This window comes from Bradyrhizobium sp. 190 (assembly GCF_023073415.1).
GTDB lineage: Bacteria > Pseudomonadota > Alphaproteobacteria > Rhizobiales > Xanthobacteraceae > Bradyrhizobium.
Genome location: NZ_JADPJL010000034.1, coordinates 24984 through 43147, shown reverse-complemented (window position 1 = coordinate 43147; position 18164 = coordinate 24984). Strand labels below are relative to the sequence as shown.

The 18164-nt window shown below is 62.8% G+C and carries 18 protein-coding genes; 11 read left to right on the top strand and 7 right to left on the bottom strand.

Annotated elements, in window-relative coordinates:
* Nucleotides 1–81 precede the first annotated feature (81 nt).
* From paaC to IVB22_RS20265, 8 genes are all read left to right on the top strand, one after another.
* The gene (gene paaC / locus IVB22_RS20300; RefSeq protein WP_247519056.1) at nucleotides 82–858 is read left to right on the top strand and encodes a 1,2-phenylacetyl-CoA epoxidase subunit PaaC; all 777 of its coding nucleotides are present in this window, start codon (nucleotides 82–84) and stop codon (nucleotides 856–858) included.
* Nucleotides 852–1355 carry a 1,2-phenylacetyl-CoA epoxidase subunit PaaD gene (paaD, locus tag IVB22_RS20295; protein WP_247519055.1) on the top strand — a complete coding sequence of 168 codons (504 nt, stop codon included), beginning with the start codon at nucleotides 852–854 and terminating at the stop codon, nucleotides 1353–1355. The genes paaC and paaD overlap by 7 nt, the downstream gene beginning before the upstream one ends.
* A gap of 2 nt (nucleotides 1356–1357) precedes the next feature.
* A complete protein-coding gene (paaE, locus tag IVB22_RS20290; RefSeq protein ID WP_247519054.1) occupies nucleotides 1358–2437 on the top strand; it encodes a 1,2-phenylacetyl-CoA epoxidase subunit PaaE in 1080 nt (359 codons plus the stop codon).
* Between the two features lie 133 nt (nucleotides 2438–2570).
* Nucleotides 2571–3029, top strand: coding sequence for a hydroxyphenylacetyl-CoA thioesterase PaaI (gene paaI, locus IVB22_RS20285; protein ID WP_247519053.1), 459 nt, complete (start codon nucleotides 2571–2573; stop codon nucleotides 3027–3029).
* A gap of 16 nt (nucleotides 3030–3045) precedes the next feature.
* Nucleotides 3046–4377 carry a phenylacetate--CoA ligase PaaK gene (gene paaK, locus IVB22_RS20280; protein ID WP_247519052.1) on the top strand — a complete coding sequence of 444 codons (1332 nt, stop codon included), beginning with the start codon at nucleotides 3046–3048 and terminating at the stop codon, nucleotides 4375–4377.
* 138 nt (nucleotides 4378–4515) lie between these two features.
* Nucleotides 4516–4836, top strand: a complete 321-nt coding sequence (locus tag IVB22_RS20275) for a GIY-YIG nuclease family protein (RefSeq protein ID WP_247519051.1) — start codon at nucleotides 4516–4518, stop codon at nucleotides 4834–4836.
* Nucleotides 4837–4919: 83 nt separating this feature from the next.
* Complete coding sequence (locus IVB22_RS20270; protein ID WP_247519050.1) at nucleotides 4920–5939, top strand: zinc-binding alcohol dehydrogenase family protein; 1020 nt, start codon at nucleotides 4920–4922, stop codon at nucleotides 5937–5939.
* Between the two features lie 226 nt (nucleotides 5940–6165).
* Nucleotides 6166–7221 carry a YeeE/YedE family protein gene (locus IVB22_RS20265; RefSeq protein WP_247519103.1) on the top strand — a complete coding sequence of 352 codons (1056 nt, stop codon included), beginning with the start codon at nucleotides 6166–6168 and terminating at the stop codon, nucleotides 7219–7221.
* Here the strand turns inward: IVB22_RS20265 and IVB22_RS20260 are convergent.
* The 3 genes from IVB22_RS20260 to IVB22_RS20250 form a co-directional block, all read right to left on the bottom strand.
* Entirely contained in the window at nucleotides 7218–8441 is a 1224-nt protein-coding gene (locus tag IVB22_RS20260) for a bifunctional alpha/beta hydrolase/OsmC family protein (RefSeq protein ID WP_247519049.1), read from the bottom strand. The genes IVB22_RS20265 and IVB22_RS20260 overlap by 4 nt on opposite strands.
* 28 nt (nucleotides 8442–8469) lie before the next feature.
* On the bottom strand, nucleotides 8470–9135 hold the full coding sequence (locus IVB22_RS20255; RefSeq protein ID WP_247519048.1) for a sulfite oxidase-like oxidoreductase: 666 nt from the start codon (nucleotides 9133–9135) through the stop codon (nucleotides 8470–8472).
* Between the two features lie 92 nt (nucleotides 9136–9227).
* Complete coding sequence (locus IVB22_RS20250; RefSeq protein ID WP_247519047.1) at nucleotides 9228–10649, bottom strand: amidase; 1422 nt, start codon at nucleotides 10647–10649, stop codon at nucleotides 9228–9230.
* Between the two features lie 107 nt (nucleotides 10650–10756).
* Between IVB22_RS20250 and IVB22_RS20245 the strand changes: the two genes are divergently transcribed.
* Complete coding sequence (locus tag IVB22_RS20245) at nucleotides 10757–11608, top strand: alpha/beta hydrolase (protein ID WP_247519046.1); 852 nt, start codon at nucleotides 10757–10759, stop codon at nucleotides 11606–11608.
* 180 nt (nucleotides 11609–11788) lie between these two features.
* Here IVB22_RS20245 and IVB22_RS20240 read toward each other — a convergent pair whose 3' ends face one another.
* Entirely contained in the window at nucleotides 11789–12565 is a 777-nt protein-coding gene (locus IVB22_RS20240; RefSeq protein WP_247519045.1) for an SDR family oxidoreductase, read from the bottom strand.
* A gap of 171 nt (nucleotides 12566–12736) precedes the next feature.
* Between IVB22_RS20240 and IVB22_RS20235 the strand changes: the two genes are divergently transcribed.
* A complete protein-coding gene (locus IVB22_RS20235) occupies nucleotides 12737–13816 on the top strand; it encodes a tartrate dehydrogenase (RefSeq protein WP_247519044.1) in 1080 nt (359 codons plus the stop codon).
* Between the two features lie 155 nt (nucleotides 13817–13971).
* Here IVB22_RS20235 and IVB22_RS20230 read toward each other — a convergent pair whose 3' ends face one another.
* Genes IVB22_RS20230 through IVB22_RS20220 form a run of 3 tightly spaced genes read right to left on the bottom strand, consistent with a single transcriptional unit; the run spans nucleotide 13972 to nucleotide 17147 of the window.
* Nucleotides 13972–14886: an NAD(P)-dependent oxidoreductase gene (locus IVB22_RS20230; RefSeq protein WP_247519043.1), complete on the bottom strand. Its 915-nt coding sequence runs from the start codon at nucleotides 14884–14886 to the stop codon at nucleotides 13972–13974.
* 51 nt (nucleotides 14887–14937) lie between these two features.
* Complete coding sequence (locus tag IVB22_RS20225) at nucleotides 14938–16188, bottom strand: Zn-dependent hydrolase (RefSeq protein ID WP_247519042.1); 1251 nt, start codon at nucleotides 16186–16188, stop codon at nucleotides 14938–14940.
* Nucleotides 16189–16229: 41 nt separating this feature from the next.
* A complete protein-coding gene (locus IVB22_RS20220; RefSeq protein WP_247519041.1) occupies nucleotides 16230–17147 on the bottom strand; it encodes a LysR family transcriptional regulator in 918 nt (305 codons plus the stop codon).
* Nucleotides 17148–17267: 120 nt separating this feature from the next.
* On the opposite strand from IVB22_RS20220, the gene IVB22_RS20215 reads away from it, so the two are divergent.
* A complete protein-coding gene (locus IVB22_RS20215; RefSeq protein WP_247519040.1) occupies nucleotides 17268–18089 on the top strand; it encodes a putative hydro-lyase in 822 nt (273 codons plus the stop codon).
* Nucleotides 18090–18164 lie beyond the last annotated feature (75 nt).

The window sequence follows — 18164 nt, the reverse complement described above, 5'->3', positions numbered from 1 at the left end:
GCAACGGGACTCGTGGCCATCCTTCGAGACGCGCCTTCGGCGCTCCTCAGGATGAGGTCGGAATGTGAAGAGGCAGGAAGCATGACCGTCGCCAATATCACCGTCTCCGAAACGCCGCTGGTGCTCTACACCCTGCGCCGTGCCGACGATGCGCTGATCCTGGGGCATCGGCTGTCGGAATGGTGCGGCCACGCGCCGATGCTGGAAGAGGACATGGCGCTCGCGAACATGGGTCTCGACCTGCTCGGCCAGGCGCGCGAGCTCTATGCCTATGCGGCCAAGGTCGAGGGCAGGGGCAACGACGAGGACAAGTTCGCCTATCTGCGCGACGTCAGGCAATACCGCAATCTGCTGCTGCTGGAACAGCCGAACGGAGATTTCGCGCGCACCATGGTGCGGCAGTTCTTCTATGCGACCTTCGCGGATCTCTACTGGCGCGCGATGATGCGCTCCAGCGATGCGACGCTGGCAGCGATTGCGGCTAAGTCGGAAAAGGAAAGCGCCTATCACGTGAGGCATTCCTCGGAATGGATCGTCCGTCTCGGCGACGGCACCGAGGAAAGCCACCGCCGCGTGCAATCGGCGATCGACGAACTCTGGGCCTTCACGGGCGAGATGTTTTCCGTCGATGACAGCGAGCGCGGCCTGATCGATGCCGGCATCGGCATCGATCCTGCACCGCTGCGATCGCAATGGCTGAAAACGATCACCGGCGTCGTCGGTGAGGCGACGCTCGCCTTGCCGAAGAATGACTGGATGCAGCAGGGGGGCCGCAGTGGCCGGCACAGCGAGCATCTCGGCCATCTCCTCAGCGAATTGCAATCGATGCCTCGAACATTTCCGGGGGCGACATGGTAACGGCCGTCCTCAGCGACAGCGATCTGCGCCGGCGCGCCTGGGAGGCGGCGTCGCAAGTGGTCGATCCCGAGATACCTGTGCTCACCATTGCCGACCTCGGCGTGCTCCGCGATGTCCAGATCCATGACGGCCGCGTCGAGGTCGCGATCACGCCGACCTATTCGGGTTGTCCCGCGATGAACATGATCGCGCTCGAGATCGAGCTAGCGCTGGAGCGCGCCGGCATCGGCCGGCCGACGGTTCGCACCGTGCTGTCGCCGGCCTGGACCACCGACTGGATGAGCGAGGACGGCCGTAACAAGCTTCGTGAATACGGAATCGCGCCGCCGCAGGCCTCAAATTCGCGCCGCGCGCTGTTCGGTGAACAGCACGTGGCCTGTCCGCAATGCGGCTCGCAGAATACCGAGCTGCTGTCCGAGTTCGGATCGACCTCCTGCAAAGCGCTGTGGCGGTGCAAGAGCTGCCGCGAACCCTTCGACTATTTCAAGTGTCATTGACCATGTCCGTAGCGCCGCGCTTTCACCGTCTTGCCGTCAACGACCTCCGCCGAGAGGCTGTGGATGCGGTGTCGATGACTTTTGCCATCCCGAAGGAGCTGGAAAGCGACTACAGCTTCATGCCGGGGCAATACCTCACCTTGCGCACGACAATGGACGGCGAGGAAGTGCGTCGTTCCTATTCGATCTGTTCCGGCCCCGACGACGGCGAACTGCGCATTGCGGTGAAGAAGGTGGATGGCGGCGCGTTCTCGAACTGGGCCGCGGACGAATTGAAGGCCGGCGACGAGCTCGACGTGATGACACCGACCGGGCGCTTCGGCATCACCCATGCGCCTGACGAGGCGCGTATCTATGTCGGCTTTGCCGCGGGAAGCGGCATCACGCCGATCCTGTCGATCGTCAAGGGCGTGCTGGCGCGCGAGCCGAACAGCCGCTTCTTCCTGTTTTACGGCAACCGCGCGACAGCAGGCATGCTGTTCCTCGAAGAGCTGGAGGAATTGAAGGATCGCTTCATGCAGCGGCTTTCGCTGTTCCATGTCATCTCAGGCGAAGAGCAGGACATTCCGATCCTGCACGGCCGTCTCGACGGCGAAAAAGTGCGCGTGCTGCTGCGCTCGCTGGTCCCCGCCGCGAGCGTCGATCACGTCTTCATTTGTGGCCCGATGGGCATGAGCGAGGACATCGAGGCGACCTGTCGCGAGATCGGCATTGCCGAGGAGCGCATTCATGTCGAGCGTTTTGTCTCGGAGTTCGGTGGCAAGCCGCGCCCGAAGAAAGTTATCGCAGCGTCCGCGCCGCCCAAGGCGATGGCCTCGCTGATTATCGACGGCAAGCGCCGCGAGGTGCCGGTCGCCGAGGAAGAATCGATCCTCGATGCGGCGCTGCGCGCGGGTATGGATCTGCCGTTCGCCTGCAAGGGCGGCATGTGCTCGACCTGCCGCGCCAAGCTGGTCGAGGGTGATGCGCAGATGGAAGTGAATTATTCGCTGGAGCCGTGGGAGCTGAACGCGGGGTTCATCCTGACCTGCCAGGCGCGGCCATGTTCGAACAAGGTGGTGGTGGACTACGACCACGTTTAGAGAATCGCGGGATCGTTGACACCTCAGGTGCTTCGTCCCAACACTGACTACGTAAAGAGGCCTGATCAAGCAGGCCCGTGAGATACAGGGAGAGAAACGTCGTGTATCCGTCTTGCCGAGCGGGCAACCCGCTATGAACGTCGCGCTTTCGCCCGACGAGATCGCCCGCGCCTGCGCGGATGCGATGTGGAACGAAGACGACGCCAGCAAGGGCCTCGGCATGAAAATTGTCGAGGTGAAGCCCGGCTTTGCGACGCTGACGATGACGGTGGCGCCGCACATGGTCAACGGCCAGCGCATCGCCCATGGCGGCTTCATCTTCCTGCTGGCCGATTCCACCTTCGCCTTTGCCTGCAACTCCCGCAACGAGCGTGCGGTTGCCGCGCAATGCGACATCACCTTCATCCGGCCGGGCAAGCTCGGCGATGTGCTGATCGCGACGGCGCGGGAAGTTTCGCGCAATGGACGGTCCGGGATTTACGACGTCCGCGTCACCGCTGGCGATGTCGTGATCGCCGAATTCCGCGGCCATTCCCGCACCATCGCCGGAACGTGGCTGCCGGTTGCGGACAACGGGGCCACACAAAGATAGCGAGAAGGGAAACGCCATGGCCATGGCAAGATTGAAATCCAGCGGAGGCGGTTACAGCGCTGAATTGGACGAGGCCGAGCGCGCCTCGCGCGACGAAATCATGGCGCTGCAGACCAAGCGTCTCGCCTGGTCGCTCAAGCACGCCTACGACAATGTCGCGCATTACAGGAAGACGTTCGATGCAGCCAGCGTGCATCCGTCCGATTTCAGGCAGCTCTCCGATCTCGCCAAATTCCCGTTCACGGTGAAGACCGATCTCCGCGACAATTACCCCTTTGGCATGTTCGCGGTACCGCGCGAAAAGCTGGTCCGCGTCCATGCGTCCTCGGGCACGACAGGCAAGCCGATCGTGGTCGGCTACACGCAGGGCGATATCGACATCTGGTCGGAGGTGATGGCGCGCTCGATCCGCGCCGCGGGCGGGCGCACCGGCATGCTGATGCACAATGCCTATGGCTACGGCCTGTTCACCGGCGGCCTCGGCGCGCATTATGGCGCGGAAAAGCTCGGCTGTACGGTGGTGCCGGTCTCCGGCGGCATGACCGAGCGGCAGGTGCAACTGATCAACGACTTCAAGCCCGACATCATCACGGTGACGCCGAGCTACATGCTGGCGATCTCCGATGAGTTCAAGAAGCAGGGCCTCGACCCGCGCAAATCGTCGCTGAAGTTCGGCATCTTCGGCGCCGAACCCTGGACCAACGCGATGCGCGCCGAGATCGAGCAGACGTTTGATATGGAGGCCACCGACATTTACGGCCTGTCGGAAGTGATCGGCCCCGGCGTAGCGCAGGAATGCGTGGAGACCAAGGATGGCCTCCATATCTGGGAGGATCATTTCTACCCCGAGGTGATCGATCCCGAGACCGGTGCGGTGCTGCCCCACGGCGAAAAGGGCGAACTGGTCTTCACCTCGCTGACCAAGGAAGGCTTTCCGATCATCCGCTACCGCACGCGTGACCTGACACGGCTGCTGCCGGGCACCGCGCGGCCGGGCATGCGGCGCATGGAGAAGGTGACGGGGCGATCGGACGACATGATCATCCTGCGCGGCGTCAACGTATTCCCGACCCAGATCGAGGAAGCGCTGCTGGCCACCGATTGGTGCGGCGGCCATTTCATCATAGAGCTGACGCGCGAGGGGCGGATGGACGAGATGACCGTGCTCGCCGAAGCCCGGCCCGAAAGCTGGGACGGCAGCGGGTTGCCCGCGCATGCCGAGAAAGTCGCGGTCTTCATCAAGAACACCATCGGCATCACCGCGCGCATCAAGGCTATAGCGCCGAACACGCTGGAACGTTCGCTCGGCAAGGCCAAGCGGGTTTACGACAAGCGGCCGAAAGGGTAACCATCGATCCTCATGGTGAGGAGGCGCGGTAGCGCCGTCTCGAACCATGTAGCCACAGACGGGCCTACATCCTTCGAGACGCGGCTAAGATGCCGCTCCTCAGGATGAGGAGTGAGAGTTGAGTATGCGGGGATAAAAATGGCGGAAGGTGCCTTTCTCTACATCCTTCGATGTGCTGACGGTAGCTTCTACATAGGGACCACACGAACGACATTGGAAATAAGAATTGCTCAGCACAACGCCGGAACGCTCGGCGGCTACACCGCGACCCGACGGCCGGTAACGCTGGTGTTCTCGCAATGGTTCGATCGCATCACCGACGCCATAGAGAACGAACGCAAGCTGAAGAAATGGAGCCGGGCAAAGAAGGAGGCTTTCATTCGAGGCGACTTCACGGCTTTGAAAGAGCTTTCTGCGCGCAGGTCGCGGCATCCTTCGAAAGCGACACCATTTGACTAGCCTCTTGCACTAAACCACCGGTCCGCTACTCATGGCCAAGCGGCCGCTTGCCGCAGAATGGGTTCGAGCCAACCGGAGATGTCGTGAAGCCGGCTCCCAAGTCAGATAAACAATCAGTCCAGGCCCGCTGCGTGCGCCTGCCGGCAAAGGCCGTCGATGCCGCGTCGATCTCGCCAGTCATCGAGACGCACGCGCTGTCGCGCCGCGAAAACGATCTGCTGATCGAACTCAAGGCCGCGGCCGTCAATCCATCCGACGTGAAGGCCGCGACCGGGTTGATGCCTTATGCCGTATTCCCGCGCACACCGGGCCGCGACTATGCGGGCGCCGTGATCGACGGTCCACAAGGCTGGATCGGGCGCGAGGTGTTCGGCTCGTCCGGCGATCTCGGCATCCGCCGCGATGGCACGCATGCCACGCATCTAGTGGTCGAGGCGGACGCGGTAGTTGAGAAGCCGGGTAGCATTTCCTGGGAGGAGGCCGCCGGCATCGGCGTGCCCTTCGTCACCGCGATGGAAGGCCTGCGCCGCGCCGGAATTCCCAAGGGCGGCGAGACCGTGCTGGTGATGGGCGTCAACGGCAAGGTCGGGCAGGCGGCGACGCAGATCGCGACTTGGTACGGCGCGCGGGTGATCGGCGTCGTCCGCAAGAGCGAGCCCTATGAAGGCCATTCCAATTCGCAAGTCGAGGTCATCGACGCCTCCGCGACCGATGTCGCGGCGCGGGTGCGCGAACTCACCGGCGGCAAGGGCGCCGACATCGTGTTCAATACCGTCGGCGATCCCTATTTCCAGGCGGCGCATCAATCGCTGGCGTTGCGCGGGCGGCAGATCCTGATCGCTGCGGTCGATCGCATCGTGCAGTTCAATATCCTGGAATTCTATCGCGGCCAGCACACTTACGTGGGCATCGATACGCTCGGCCTGTCGTCGGTCGCGACCGGTGCGGTGCTGCGGGAACTAGGCCCGGGCTTCGCCGGCGGACATCTCAAGCCGTTTCCGATCAAGCCGAATGCGATCTATCCGCTGGAACAGGCCAAGGCTGCCTTTATCGCCGTGGCCGGCTCGTCGCGCGATCGCGTCATCCTGCGTCCCTGGGCATAGGCTTTCACGCGCGGTCTTCCAACTTTACGCAGAAAACAAATCTCTCCCATTTTCATCAGAGACAACGATTTTGTTCTGCAATCGGCGGGTCGGACGAGGGATTAATTCTCTGCATTGGCTGGCCGTGGACGGCCCCATGCTTCCAACGTAATAGCAGCACGGAAATTGCTTCCTATTTAAGCGATGACGGCCGGGCGGCCGCGCGGAAAACTGGGAAAAGCCGGTGCTGGACAGTGGCAATATCGTCATCATCAGCGGACTGCTGATCGGTCTCGTCTATGGATCGGTCGGGCTGTTGAGCGGGTTTTGCCTGCTCAGCAGCCTGCGGGGCTTTTGGACGGAAGGCGATGGCCGGCTGGTTCGCACCTACGCGCTGGCGATCGGCGTGGCCGTCGCAGCGACGCAATTGCTGGCGGCGGCAGGTCTCGCCGATATCGGCAAATCGATCTATCTGCAGCCATCCTTCTCCGCGCCGGTGATGTTCTTTGGTGGCCTCTTGTTCGGCTACGGCATGGTGCTGTCGAATGGCTGCGGTTCACGCGCCCTGGTGCTGCTCGGGCGCGGCAACCTCCGTTCTTTCGTGGTGGTCGTCGTCCTCGCGATCTTTGCCCAGATGACTCTGAAGGGCCTGATCGCACCAACGCGTATCGCGATGGTCGGTGCATCGCAAACCACGGCCACGGCAAACTCGGTGCCGGCGCTGTTTGCGGCCGCGGGCTTGAGCGCAACGGCCGCGCGCATGCTGGCAGCCTCGATCATTTCGGCTGCGCTGATCATCTTCGCCTTTGCGCATCCTACGTTCCGGCGCTCGCCGGGCCAGATCGCCGCGGGTCTCGCGGTCGGCCTGCTGGTCGCGGCCGGCTGGTTTGCTACCGGCTATCTCGGCGCCGACGATTTTAATCCCACACCGGTCACCTCGCTCACCTTCATCGCGCCGATCGCGGATGCCCTTCAATATGTCATGCTGTCGACGGGATCGACGCTGAATTTCGGCATCGTCACCGTGTTCGGCGTGTTCGCCGGCAGCCTTGCCACTGCGCTCCTGACCGGACGCTTCCACCTCGAGGGCTTTCAATCGCCGCGTCACATGCTGCGCTCGGGTGGCGGCGCGGCGCTGATGGGCGCCGGCGGCGTGATGGCGTTCGGCTGTTCGATCGGGCAGGGCCTGACGGGATTTTCCACGCTGGCGCTGGCGTCGCTGATCGCATTCGCCGGTATTTTGGTCGGCACCGCGGCCGGCCTGCGCGGCGCACTCCGCGTCCGCCCGCTGGCGGCGGCTTAATCCGCCGCCTTCGTCACGATACGGATTTCCGAGGTGAGCGTCCGGTGCACCGGACACTTGTCGGCAATCTCCATCAAGCGCTTGCGTTGATCGGCATCAAGTGTGCCTTCGATTGAGATCACGCGGTCGATCTGATCCAGCATGCCCTCCCGAGTTTCGCATTCCTCGCAGTCTGTTGCGTGTATCTTGCTGTGCTTCAGCGTCACGGTGACGCGATCGAGCGGCAGCGATTTGCGGTCGGCATACATCCGCATCGTCATCGACGTGCAGGCGCCAAGGCCTGCAAGCAGGAAATCATACGGCCCGGGTCCGCTATCCTGGCCGCCGACGGCCAAGGGTTCATCCGCCACCATTTCATGCGGACCTGAGGTGACGATCTGCTGGAACTTGCTGTTGCGGGTTTCGCGCACCACGACGTTGCGCGGCGCCTCGCTCGCGGCAGCGGCGGACTGCGCTGCGACCGGCTCGATATAGCGTTCGGCCCAGGCGGCGATGACGCCGGCGACATAGGCAGCGTCGCGCTTGCCGGACAGCAGATGATCCGAGCCTGCCAGTGACACGAAGCTCTTGGGATGCTTGGCCGCGACGAAAATGTTCGTGGCATTGTCGATCCCGACCGTGTCGTCGGTCGGCGCATGCATGATCAGCAGCGCCTTGTGCAGCTTTGCGACGTGCGACATCAGGCTGTGTTCGGCTATGTCGTCGAGAAATTCGCGCTTGATGTGAAACGGCCGCCCGGCGAGTTGGACCTTCACCTTGCCGTGCTTGCGGATGTCCTCGAGCTGATCCCTGAACAGATGGGTGACATGGACGGGATCGGAGGGCGCAGCGATCGTGACGACCGCCTTCGCTTCCGGGATCTGCCCGGCGGCGGCAAGGATCGCCGCGCCGCCAAGGCTGTGCCCGATGAGGAGAGTGGGGGCTCCGCGGGTTTCACGCAGATGTGCTGCAGCGCGGACGAGATCGGCCACATTGGAGGAGAAGGTGGAGTTTGCAAATTCGCCCTCGCTGGAGCCGAGGCCGGTGAAATCGAACCGCAAAACCGCAATCCCTTTGGTGGCCAGCGCGGTTGCAATGCGTTTCGCGGCCAACACGTCCTTGCCGCAGGTAAAGCAATGCGCAAATAGTGCGTAGGCCTGCACGGGTCCATCCGGCGTATCCAGCGCGGCTGCAAGCTGATGGCCACCTTCACCGGTGAATTGAAAGCGTTCGCTCGGCACGGGCGTTCTCCCTAGTCAGTTTGCGGCTTTAGTCTCCCGAATATCTCTGCTCAGCCCACGGGTCGCCTCGGTTGTGATAACCGCGCACTTCCCAATAGCCCGGCGCATCCTCTGCAAGAAATTCGATGCTCTGCAGCCACTTCGCGCTTTTCCAGAAGTAGAGATGCGGCACCACCAGCCGCACCGGGCCGCCGTGTTCCTGTTCGAGCGGCGCACCCGACCAGCTATGGACGAGAATGGCATCCTCGGCGGCGAAATCCTCCAGCGCCAGGTTGGTGGTATAGCCGTCATGGGAATGCAGCACCACGAACCGCGCCTCGTCGCGCGGCCGGCAGGCATCGAGGAGATCACGGGTCGAGAGCCCCTCCCACTGATTGTCGTAGCGCGACCAGGTCGTGACGCAGTGAATGTCTGAAACGAACTTGCTCTGCGGCTGCGTGGAAAACTGCGAAAAGTCCCAGAAGATGGGATTTTCGACCGCGCCATAAACATCGAGCCGCCAGCGTTCGCGCGAAACGTTTGGCGTCAGTCCGAGATCGAGGGTCGGCCAATCCTTCGTCAGGTGTTGTCCAGGCGGCAGCCGCGCCTCGTCGGGTCGCGAGACTTTTCCCGTGAGAAATTTCCCCTCGCGCGCCCAGCGTTCCTTGCTGCGCGTCAGCTTGCTCTCGGGCGGCGGCTCGTGGTCATTGGTCATGTCGATCGCGACCTTGTTGCCAGCAGTATAGCGACACAGACATGAACCGCCAGCGACGAAAGCTCTTACCCCTCATCTTGAGGAGCTCACATCTATTTCGGCGCTCTTGGATCGATCGGTGTCGTGCCGCGCAGGCCCAGAATATCCTCCAGCAACTTGGCCCCCGCAAGCAACTGCGCCTCGCCGCGTGGCGGCGCCACCACCTGCAGTCCGACCGGCAGGCCCGATGCGGTAAATCCGCACGGCAACGACAGCGCGGGACAACACACCAGCGTGATCGCGTAGACGATGCCGAGCCATTCGACGTAGTTGTCGAACTTCTTGCCGGCGCATTCGGCGACGTAGCGGTTCTCGACCGGGAAGGGCGGTACGATCGTGGCGGGCGCGAGCAATAGATCGTATTTGTCGAAAAATTCCAGCGTGCGCGCGGTCATGGTGACGCGTTGGGCTTCGGCACGTTCGAGCTGCTCAACCGTCAGCTTGAGGCCTTCCTCGATGTTCCAGATCACCTCGGGCTTGAGCAGGTCGCGCTTTGAGCGCAGCAGCGCTGCCTTTGACAGCGCGAAGTCGAATGCGCGGAGCACGTGGAAACATTCATGGGCCTCGCGCAGGTCGGGATGGGCTTCCTCGACGATGACGCCAGCTTCCGCAAAGCGCTGCGCGGCCTTGCGGGTGATGGCCGCGACTTCAGGATCGACCGGCGTGATGCCGAGGTCGGGCGAATAGGCGATGCGCTTCGGCTTGCTGCCGGAACGCGCGGCGGAAAGAAACGAATTCGGCAGCACGGGCAGCGACAGCGGATCGGCTGGATGCTCGCCGCTCATGGCATCGAGCAGCAGCGCCAGGTCCTCCACGTTGCGCGCCATCGGACCCTGGACGCCGAGATTGCGATCGACCGCCGCGGCCACCGTATGCGCGACGCGGCCGATGCTGGGGCGCAATCCGACGATGCCGCAGAAGCTCGCGGGGTTGCGTAAGCTACCGCCCATGTCGGAGCCATGCGCCAGCCATGCCGTGCCGGTCGCGAGCGCCACCGCCGCGCCACCCGACGAGCCGGCGGCGGAGCGGGACGTATCCCAGGGATTGCGCGTCGGGCCGAACACTTCGTTGAAGGTGTTGGCGCCGGCGCCGAATTCCGGCGTGTTCGACTTGGCGTAGATTACTCCGCCATTGTTTTCGAGATGCTCGACCAGGATATCCGACTTCGCCGGGATATTATCCTTGTAGATCGGCGAACCCTGCGTGGTCAGGACGCCGGCGACATTGGTGAGGTCCTTGATCGGGATCGGCAGCCCCGCGAGCAGCCCGCGCTCGCTGGCCGGCTTCTTCATCAGCACGGTGGCGTGCTTTCGGGCGCGGTCGAAGCACAGCGTCGGCAGCGCGTTGACTTGGCCGTCGACCTCGGCGATGCGTTTTTCCAGTACGTCGAGCAGGTCGAGCGGGGTGACTTCACCCGATTTCAGCTTGCCGACAATGGCACACGCCGTCTCTCGCACCAACTCTTGATCAGCCACTTCGCTATCTCCCGCGCGTTTCCGTTTGTTCGTCGCAGATGGTGCTGTAGAACATTTTCCGGCAAAGTGGAAACGCACGGACGTGCGTGGCCGACCGGAGATATTGCATGACGACACTGTTTTCTGCGCTGGACTGGCGTGCGATGAGCCAGCAGGAGCGCGACCTCGGCCTCAATAACGGCGTCGCCGTGCCAGGCAGCATCGAGATGGTCGCCGGCTGGGAGCAGCGCTCCGCCGGGATGCGCAAGCGTCATCCCGGGCATCTCGACCTGCGGTATGGCCCGCGCGAGCGCAACCGGATTGATTTTTTGAAAGCTGCTGATGCCGCGCCGACGCTGCTGTTCATCCACGGCGGCTACTGGCAGGCGCGGGCGAAGGAGGTTTTTGCCGTTATGGCCGAAGGTCCGATGGCGCATGGCATCAACGTGGCACTGATCGGCTACACGCTGGCGCCGGAGGCCACGCTGGACGAAATCGTCGCCGAAATCCACGCCGGGATCGATTACCTCACCGGACAACTGCCCGCGCTTGGCGCCGCTGCCGGCGGCATCGTGGTATCAGGCTGGTCCGCCGGCGGGCACCTGACCTCGATGGCGCTGTCGCATCCGAGGGTGAGAGCGGGGATGGCGATCTCAGGCATCTACGATCTCGAGCCGATCCGCCATTCCTATCTCAACGATAAACTGCAGGCAGATGAAGCAACCTCCCGCCGCAACTCGCCGATGATGCAGGAAGGCGGTCCGTCAAAACCGCTGTCGCTGGTTGTCGGCAGCGCCGAACTGCCGCTGTTGCGCAAGCAGACCGCCGATTTCGCCGGCCACCGAGCGCGATATGGATTGCCAGTAACGTATGAGGAAATTCCCGATGCGAACCATTTCACCATCATGTACGAGATGATGTCGCCGAAGGGGAGGATCACGACGCTGATCCGGCAGTTGTTTGAGCGGACGACGGGTTAGTCGTCGCCGTCATTGCGGACGGGCTACCTGTCCAATCCTCATGGTGAGGAGGCGCGAAGCGCCGTCTCGAACCATGAGAGCCCGTGGCCCATCCTTCGAGACGCATCGCGTCGCGATGCTCCTCAGGATGAGGTCGGTGGATTTTTCAGGACGAGGTCTGTGGGTGCTGCTGCAAGCAGCCTAACCCCACCCAGCCGTATACCCGCCGTCCACGGTAAAGATCACCCCCGACGTGTACCCCGACCGATCAGACGCCAGGAACGCCATGAGGTCACCGATTTCGCGCGCATGCGCTGGACGGCCGAGCGGCATGCCTTTCTGGAATTCCTTGTAGCGGTTCTCGTCGCCGAACTGGTTCTTCGCCCGCGTCTTCAGCAGCGTGACGTGGCGGTCGGTGCCGACGGGGCCGGGATTGATGCCGACCACGCGAATATTGTCGGCGAGGCTCTTGCCGCCGAGCGCGCGCGTAAACGCCATCAGCGCGGCGTTGCCCGCGCTGCCGCAGATGTAATTGGCGTCGAACTTTTCACCGGCAGCACCGATGTCGTTGACGATGACACCGCCGCCGCGCGCCTTCATGTGGGCGTAGATCGCGCGGGTGAGGTTGATGTAGCCGAACACCTTCAGCTCCCAGGCGTGACGCCAGGTCGCCTCGTCGATCTTGTCGATCGAGCCGCCGGGAATGTCGCCCGCATTGTTGACGAGGATGTCGATATCGGCAGCTTCCTTGGCGAGCCTTGCGATGTCCTCGCCCTTGCGCAGGTCCACAACATGGGCGGTCGCGCCGATCTGGTGCGCCGAGCGCAGCCGCTCGGTCAGCGCTTTCAACTGCTCGCCGCTGCGAGCCGCCAGCATGACGTCGCAGCCTTCCTCGGCAAAGGCTTCGGCCGCGGCCGCGCCAATGCCCTTGGAGGCGCCGGTAATCAGGACGCGCTTGCCGCGCAGGTGCAGGTCCATGGAATTTCTCGCTTGGGTGAGGGAGGCAGTAGGGGCCGTAAATTGTTAGGCTTGCGGCGCCATGGCGGTCAACATTGCAGTGCAGCGTTGCGCAGGTGGCAGGTTTGGTCCATTGCAAGGCAATCAAATAACCGGCATTAGCCGCCTGACAAACAGCCAAGGAAACTCTCGATGAGCAGCGCCAAAAAGCAGTATCGGATCGCGGTCATTCCCGGTGACGGCATCGGCAAGGAAGTGGTTCCGGAGGGCCTGCGCGTGCTGGAGGCGGCGGCGAAAAAGCACGGTGTGTCGGTTCATTTCGATCATTTCGACTTCGCATCCTGGGACTACTACGAAAAACACGGCGAGATGATGCCGGAGGACTGGAAGGCGAAGATCGGCAAGCACGACGCGATCTATTTCGGCGCGGTCGGCTGGCCCGCCAAAATTCCGGATCACATTTCCCTGTGGGGCTCGCTCATAAAATTCCGGCGCGAGTTCGATCAATACGTCAATCTGCGCCCGGTGCGGCTGATGCCCGGCGTGCCGTCGCCGCTTGCCAACCGCAAGCCCGGCGATATCGATTTCTGGGTGGTGCGCGAGAATACGGAAGGCGAATATTCCTCCGTCGGCGGCCGCATGTTCCCGGACACCGACCGTGAATTCGTGACGCAACAGACCGTGATGACGCGTGTTGGCGTCGACCGCATTCTGAAATTTGCTTTTGATCTCGCGCAGTCACGCCCGAAGAAGCATCTGACCTCGGCGACCAAGTCCAACGGTATCTCGATCACGATGCCCTATTGGGACGAGCGCGTGGAAGCGATGGCGAAGAACTATCCCAAGGTGAAGTGGGACAAGTACCACATCGACATCCTCACCGCGAATTTCGTGCTGCATCCGGATTGGTTCGACGTCGTGGTCGGCTCCAATCTGTTCGGCGACATCCTCTCCGATCTCGGTCCCGCCTGCACCGGCACCATCGGCATCGCGCCGTCGGGCAACATCAATCCGGAAGGCAATTTCCCGTCGGTGTTCGAGCCGGTGCACGGCTCGGCGCCCGATATCGCAGGCCAGGGCATCGCCAACCCGATCGGCATGATCTGGTCCGGCGCGATGATGCTGGAGCACCTCGGCGAGAAGGAAGCGGCTCAGTCGATCGTCGGCGCGATCGAGCGCACGCTCGGCGAACGCACGCTGCGGACGCGGGATCTCGGTGGCAACGCCGATACGACCGCCTGCGGCAAGGCTGTAGCTGACATGGTGGATTGATTTCTTCCTTCTCCCCTTGTGGGAGAAGGTGTCGAAGCGAAGCGTAGGCGGATGAGGGGTCTCCATCCGCGGAGAAAGCGTCAGCCTGCCCACCATATCGAGCGGAGTGTTGATGGTGGGCACGGCGCTTGCGCGCCTTTGCCCACCCTACGATTTCACTTCCCCTTCACGATCCTTCGGCAATGCTCCCAGGCCGCGCGCATCAGATTCTCGCTGGCTTCCGGCGTGCGGAAGGCGGAATGCGCCGACAGCGTCACGTTGGAAAGTTTGGTCAGCGGATGATCCGCCGGCAGCGGCTCGATGTTGAAGACGTCGAGGCCGGCATGGCGGATCTGGCCCGACTTCAACGCATCGATCATGGCTTCCTCGTCAACGATGGCGCCGCGCGCGGTGTTGACGAGGATGACGCCGGGCTTCATCGCCTCGATGCAGGCGCGCGAGATCAGGCCGCGCGTCTCGTCGTTCAATAGCAGATGGATCGAAACGACGTCGCTCTCGGTCAGCAATTCATCGAGATCGACGAACTCGACCTTCGGATGTTTCTTCGGCGAACGGTTCCAGGCGATGACGCGCATGCCGGAGCCGATCGCGATGCGTGCGACTTCTGCGGCGATGCCACCGAAGCCGATCAGGCCGAGCGTCTTTCCGGTCAGCTGCATGCCGTCGTCGCGCAGCCAGTTACCGGCGCGTATCCCGCGGTCCATCTTGGCAAGGCCGCGCGCGCCCTCCCACATCAGCGCAATGGCGCATTCTGCGACAGCCGTATCGCCATAGCCCTTGATCAGGTGCACGTGGATGCCGGTCTCGGCGAGTTCGTCCGGGTTCATGTAGCTGCGCGCGCCGGTGCCGAGAAACACGACGTGCCTGAGCCCGGCGCACTTCTTGGCGATGTCGGTCGGCAGCGCGGTGTGATCGACAATGGCGATTTCGGCGCCGTCGAGAATTTCGGGATATTGCTCCGGGCTGATGTCCGGGTCCCGGTTGATCCGCACCTCGGGATCGCCCGGCTTCTCCAGACGCTCGAAGATCACGGCCAGCGATTCATTGGCGTCGACGAAAACTCCACGCATGGCATTTCCCCAAGTTCTGTTTATCAAGTTCTGTTTATCAAGTTCGATTTATCAGGATGCGACGCCGGCCAGTGCCAGCACGGTATGCATCAGCACATTGGCGCCCGCCGCGCAATCGGCTTGCGTGGCGTCCTCGAGTTCGTTGTGGCTGATGCCGTCCTTGCAGGGCACGAACACCATCGCCGCCGGCATCACGGTGTTGAGGTTGCAGGCATCGTGGCCGGCGCCGGAGGTGATGCGGCGATGCGAAAGCCCAAGCATCTTCGCGGCATTCTCGACAGCGTCCACCAGTTTGGGATCGAAGTGCGTCGGCGGCTTGCGCCAGATCAGGTCGAACTGGACGTCGACCTTGCGCCGCGCCGCGATCTCGGCAATCGCGCTGCGCAAATCCTTATCCAGCGCATCCATGATGGCGGCATCCGCGCTGCGGCAGTCGACGGTGAAGGCGATCTCGCCGGGAATGACGTTGCGCGAGGGGTTGGCAATCACCGCCTCGCCGACGGTGCCGACGGCTTTGGGGCCGTGCTTCTTCGCGATCGCTTCCATCGCCAGCACGATTTCCGACAGCGTCGCCAGCGCGTCGCGCCGCAGCGGCATCGGCGTCGAGCCGGCATGGCTTTCGAAACCGGTGATCTTGCCGTCATACCAGAGCACGCCCTGGCCGGAATCGACCACGCCGATAGTCTTGTTTTCCGCCTCGAGAATCGGCCCCTGTTCGATGTGCAGTTCGACGAAGCCCGAGAATTTCTGCGTCCCCACCGGGGTCGCGCCGCGGTAACCGATGCTGTCGAGTGCCTGCGCCACGGTGACGCCTTCGGCATCCTTACGCGACAAAATGTCGTCGGTGGTGAAGTCGCCGACGTAAGCCGCCGACGCCATCATCGCCGGCGCAAATCGCGAGCCTTCCTCGTTGGTCCAGTTGCAGATGCAGATCGGCGTCTCGGTTTCGATCCCGGCATCGTTGAGCGTACGCACCACCTCCAGCGCCGCCAGCGTGCCGAGCACGCCGTCATATTTGCCGCCGGTCGGTTGCGTATCGAGGTGGGAGCCGAGGCCGATCGGCGCTTTCGACATGTCGCGGCCCTTGCGCAGCCCGAACATCGAACCCAGCGCATCGACATGCACGTCCAGCCCTGCGGCCTCGCACCGCTCGCGGAACCAGTCGCGCACCTGCTTGTCCTCGGGGCCGAGCGTCAGCCGCCGCACACCGCCTTTCGGCGTGGCGCCGAATTTGGCGGTTTCGTGAATGGTGTCCCACAGCCGGGCGGAATCGATTTGCAGGTTGGAGGCGATTTTTGTCATTGGCCGTTCCGAAGTTCAGACGATACGCGAGGCACGCTTTTTCAATGACGCGCCTCGCGCGGCGCGTCAACAATGACGCCGCCGCGCGCAAGGCTGGCGGCGAGTTCGACGACGCGCTCCACCGCTACCGTGTCGGGGGAGGCGAGCCAGCTTGCCGAAAATGTCAGCGGGGCTAACTGCAGATTGGTCGACAATAATTGCAACCGCCCGTCTGCCAAGTCGCTCTCGACAATCGCGGTAGGTATCAGGGCGATACCGAGACCTTCGATCGCCATGTGGATGACGGTTGCGAGCGAGGCGCTGGCATGCAGGCGTATCGGCGGCAGGTCGGGGCGGTTGAACAGGGCGCGCACGATCTCATAGGGCTGGGTCCGGCGCGAAAAAGTGATGATCGGAAATTTCGCCAGATCATGCAGGGTCAGCGCCTGCTTGCCGAGGCCGAGCGACGGGCTCGCCAGAAAGCCCACGGAATAGTCGCATAGCGGCCGGTTGTTGACCATCGGAGCCGTCAGCGGCCCGAGCACGAAAGCGAGTTCGATTTCCTGTGCGAGGAGCCGGTTGCGCAGGTTCGAGGTGATGTCGACCTCGATCTCGAGCGAGAGGTTCGGATAGGCGTGATTGACGCTCTTGATGAGCTGCGGCAGCCAGGTGTGAACGATGGTTTCGGCGACGCCGAGCCGCAGCACGCCGCGCATCGCCGAACGATCGCCGACCACCGCCAGCATTTCCGAGCGCAGCCCGATCAGCTTCTCGGCATAGACCATCAATTGGCGCCCGCTTGGCGTCGGCAGCACCATGCGGCGGTCGCGCTGCAGGAGTTTCACGCCCACCTCGCGTTCGAGCTGGGCGATCCGTTGCGAGATCGCGGGCTGGGTGGTGTTGAGCTTCTGCGCAGCGCCGCGGAAGCTGCCCAGCGTCACCACCCACATGAAGGTCTCAATTGCCTTGAAATCAGTCATGCACCCTCTGCCCGCAGATTGATAACTCAGATTTATCGAACTTGATTAAAAAAGACGATTAGACATTATCATAGTCCTATGCCGGAGTAGATGTCGACAAGAATGGAAGCGGGGACAACGATGACCAGCTTGGCGAGGACGGAAACACGCGGTCACGATACGGCGGATTTATCGCCGAGCGTCGCGGCCCGGCATGCCTGCCGGACCGGCATGGCCCATCACACGGCGGGCGTCGCCAACGGCTTCGTCCAGGGTAATCTCGCAATCCTGCCGGAAAAACTCGCGGGCGCTTTTCACCGCTTCTGCCAGCTTAATCCCAAACCGTGCCCGATCATCGGCATGTCCGATGTCGGCGATCCCCGCATTCCCGCCCTCGGCATCGATCTCGACATCCGCACTGATCTGCCGCGCTACCGCGTCTGGCGTGACGGCGAAATCGTGGAGGAGCCGACCGACATCATGGCGCACTGGCGCGACGATCTCGTCGCCTTCGTGCTCGGCTGCTCATTCTCCTTCGAAGAAGCGCTGCTGGAGGAAGGTCTGCCGATCCGCCATATCGAGCGCGATGTGCGCGTGCCGATGTTCCGCACCAACATCGCCTGCAGCCCCGCAGGGCCCTTTGCCGGTCCCATGGTGGTGACGATGCGGCCGTTCAAGCCGGCGGATGCGATCCGCGCGGTGCAGATCACTTCGCGTTTCCCCTCGGTGCATGGTGCGCCGGTTCATATCGGTCTTCCCGAGTCGATCGGCATCGCTGACCTCGCCAAACCCGACTACGGCGATCCTGTGCCGGTCGAGGCGGATGAAATTCCGGTGTTCTGGGCGTGCGGCGTGACCCCGCAATCGGTCATCCAGGCCGCGAAGGTGCCGTTTGCGATTACGCATGCGCCCGGATTGATGCTTGTGACCGATCTCAGGAACAAGGCGCTTGCCGTGCTTTGATGCAGTTCCTGCTGATCATTGAGGCTTTACCGTAACCTTCGCCCGTTTCATCGATAGTCGCCATCCAACAAAGGA

Bases quoted from the DNA above. Each gene is read 5' to 3' on its own strand.
- paaC (WP_247519056.1), top strand. From the start codon at position 82: ATGACCGTCGCCAATATCACCGTCTCCGAAACGCCGCTGGTGCTCTAC.
- paaD (WP_247519055.1), top strand. From the start codon at position 852: ATGGTAACGGCCGTCCTCAGCGACAGCGATCTGCGCCGGCGCGCCTGG.
- paaE (WP_247519054.1), top strand. From the start codon at position 1,358: ATGTCCGTAGCGCCGCGCTTTCACCGTCTTGCCGTCAACGACCTCCGC.
- paaI (WP_247519053.1), top strand. From the start codon at position 2,571: ATGAACGTCGCGCTTTCGCCCGACGAGATCGCCCGCGCCTGCGCGGAT.
- paaK (WP_247519052.1), top strand. From the start codon at position 3,046: ATGGCCATGGCAAGATTGAAATCCAGCGGAGGCGGTTACAGCGCTGAA.
- IVB22_RS20275 (WP_247519051.1), top strand. From the start codon at position 4,516: ATGGCGGAAGGTGCCTTTCTCTACATCCTTCGATGTGCTGACGGTAGC.
- IVB22_RS20255 (WP_247519048.1), bottom strand. From the start codon at position 9,135: ATGACCAATGACCACGAGCCGCCGCCCGAGAGCAAGCTGACGCGCAGC.
- IVB22_RS20245 (WP_247519046.1), top strand. From the start codon at position 10,757: ATGACGACACTGTTTTCTGCGCTGGACTGGCGTGCGATGAGCCAGCAG.
- IVB22_RS20240 (WP_247519045.1), bottom strand. From the start codon at position 12,565: ATGGACCTGCACCTGCGCGGCAAGCGCGTCCTGATTACCGGCGCCTCC.
- IVB22_RS20235 (WP_247519044.1), top strand. From the start codon at position 12,737: ATGAGCAGCGCCAAAAAGCAGTATCGGATCGCGGTCATTCCCGGTGAC.
- IVB22_RS20230 (WP_247519043.1), bottom strand. From the start codon at position 14,886: ATGCGTGGAGTTTTCGTCGACGCCAATGAATCGCTGGCCGTGATCTTC.
- IVB22_RS20225 (WP_247519042.1), bottom strand. From the start codon at position 16,188: ATGACAAAAATCGCCTCCAACCTGCAAATCGATTCCGCCCGGCTGTGG.
- IVB22_RS20220 (WP_247519041.1), bottom strand. From the start codon at position 17,147: ATGACTGATTTCAAGGCAATTGAGACCTTCATGTGGGTGGTGACGCTG.
- IVB22_RS20215 (WP_247519040.1), top strand. From the start codon at position 17,268: ATGACCAGCTTGGCGAGGACGGAAACACGCGGTCACGATACGGCGGAT.